This is a genomic window from Massilia hydrophila (genome assembly GCF_020208145.1).
In the GTDB taxonomy this organism is placed as follows: domain Bacteria; phylum Pseudomonadota; class Gammaproteobacteria; order Burkholderiales; family Burkholderiaceae_D; genus Telluria; species Telluria hydrophila.
Genome location: NZ_JAHYBX010000020.1, coordinates 1 through 2,323, shown reverse-complemented (window position 1 = coordinate 2,323; position 2,323 = coordinate 1). Strand labels below are relative to the sequence as shown.

At 54.0% G+C, this 2,323-nt stretch carries 1 protein-coding gene; it reads left to right on the top strand.

What is annotated here, in order from left to right; genetic code table 11:
- Positions 1–247 precede the first annotated feature (247 nt).
- Positions 248–1,930 (top strand): hypothetical protein, encoded by a 1,683-nt coding sequence (locus LE190_RS21285; RefSeq protein WP_225240587.1) that lies wholly within the window; start codon positions 248–250, stop codon positions 1,928–1,930.
- Positions 1,931–2,323: the final 393 nt, after the last annotated feature.

Below are 2,323 nucleotides of genomic sequence, written 5' to 3'. Positions count from 1 at the left end.
TTCCCATCCCGAACAGGACCGTGAAACGACTTTGCGCCGATGATAGTGCTGCAACCAGTGTGAAAGTAGGTTATCGTCAGGCTAGTTATATGAAAAACCCCGCAGAGTGATCTCTGCGGGGTTTTTTGCTTTTCTGGTCTGAATTCCGTCAACAGCGCAAACCCCATGCCCGCTGCTCATACGTAAGATCAAGCGCTGATTATGTTGCGCCAAGTAAATTGTCCTTTTGCCGAGACAGGGGAACAAGATGGGCCGGAAACATATTGCCATGTTCGCGGTTGGCGTGACTGCAATTGCCTCCGCCTTTGGTGCCAGCGCTAATGCCCCACATCTGGGGTTGAAGGGGGCTCTGGATCAGGAATTGATTGGACTCCTGCCTACCACAGGATTCAAGCTTCGTACCGGAAACTGCACGGACTGTGCAGTTGCAAAACAAAACCTTTGGTATTTCAAAAACAAATTGATTGCCGTACCGGCAAACGATTCGGTAGCGTCGACGTTTGATCCTGGTAACGACTGGAGAAACGAGATCCGTCGTTGGGCAGCCACGACTGCTTCCTCGCAGTTAGCGCATCCATCGCTGACTTGGCTTGGTTCATCCCATATTCTTGAGGACGCTTCGTTTCTGGACGCACAGCACGTCCGCACCATGGATGGGAATGTATTACCCCTGCAGTTCGTCCCTAAGCTGCCCACCAACCGCTCCTATGTGAACAAGGCGACGATGCATTTTTTTGAAGGGCGCCAGCTTCGTATGCGCGGCACTGTAGCGAACCAGAACGAGCAGAAGGCATTCGTTGCAAGAACCATCTGGCCCACCGATTTCAATCTGCCTGTCGCAGAGTTGAAGCATACGCCACTTGGCGGGGCCTCGGAATTGGCCGCATTCATACGTGAACCGATCCGGAACGCTAAGGGACTCGAGACACGTCTGCTATGGGAGCGCCGGCCCGGCCAGACGCGTGATTGGCAGCAAAAACCGGTGATCGGACTGATCCTGAATGGCGCCCAGGGTGATGACGACGAATCGCTCGGCGGGCACTTTGCGGTCGCTACGGGACGTATCGGCGACAAGGGCGAATGGTCCGCTTGGGCGGTGAATAATTTCTATAATCTCGGTTCAATTAACGAGAAAGGCATCATCGCCGGGACGGTCCCGATGGATAACTATCTGATGGACCTGAACAGCGGACAGCAATATTATCGTCCTTCATACATGCTGGTTGCAGTTCTAAACAAGGACCGAACGGCGGTGGCTTTCCAAGGAGCCGTGCAGCGCGTCTTCAACCACTTTTACCGGCACGATTTCCGGTACCAGCATGCAACCGCAAACTGCGCCGGGATTAGTGTCGATGTCTTCAAAGCGCTTGGCTGGCAAATCCCTCAACGCGGACCAACTTCGCCGATAAAATCGCTGGCCGCTTATACTTATGTGGCCGCGACCGATGCAAGTTTGGCAAGCGGGCGCAAGATATATGACTATTTGAATGAAGAGCAGACCAGGCTGCTGCCCGCCGTAGCATTCGACGCGGCTGGACTGGACTTGCTCGATCTCGCCAGTACGAAAACACCGATGCGCACCTTGTCGAGGTATGAGGAGCAGCTCAGGAGCGACATCGAAGCCATCCTACTCGTGCGCATACCCCAGGTACCATCAAGCCGCCCCATGGGTTCAGCGCCGGTCTTTTCATTCGATGAATTCCGCGCCCGGGTACCGGAAGACCGCGCGCAATGGAAGACCATTCCGGTTGAGGCGCGTTCGTTTCCTCCATCGCTGTTCGGCCCGATAGTAGACGACGCACCAGCTCCGGTGCCACTACCAATCGTCGGCATAGGCACATGCGGCGTGCTTGGGATATTCGCCCTGCGGCGGCGGAAGAAAAAGCCCAAAGCCGCCCCTGGACAGACTGTACCCGCACCGGTGAGCTAGTCGACCGCAACTCGAAGGAGATGAGGAATGGCACAACATTCTCTGGCGTTGACCACTTGCTTAAACGGGTGAGAGTTTGTTATAGTTCGCCTCCGCTTCGGAGCGCTGCAAAGCGCGACAGAAAAGGCCAACGAAATCAAATGGTTAAGTTGGCAACGGTCACAGAGAAATCTGCAACGAAGCGAACGAGGGGTTGACGGTTCTAGCGAAACACTGCATAATCTCACTTCTCTGCTGCTGACGAACACAACGCTTCGCACAGTGCAGCAAGGTAGTACAGAACACTGGTTCTTTAACAATCAACAGTCGATAAGTGTGGGCGTTTGATGAAGGTGCCGGCTGGGTTCGCTCAGCTGCATACTTAAATTATCAAATGTTCACAAAAGTATTAAG

Excerpts from the sequence above, each read along its gene's own strand:
- LE190_RS21285 (WP_225240587.1), top strand. The coding sequence starts at position 248 with ATGGGCCGGAAACATATTGCCATGTTCGCGGTTGGCGTGACTGCAATT.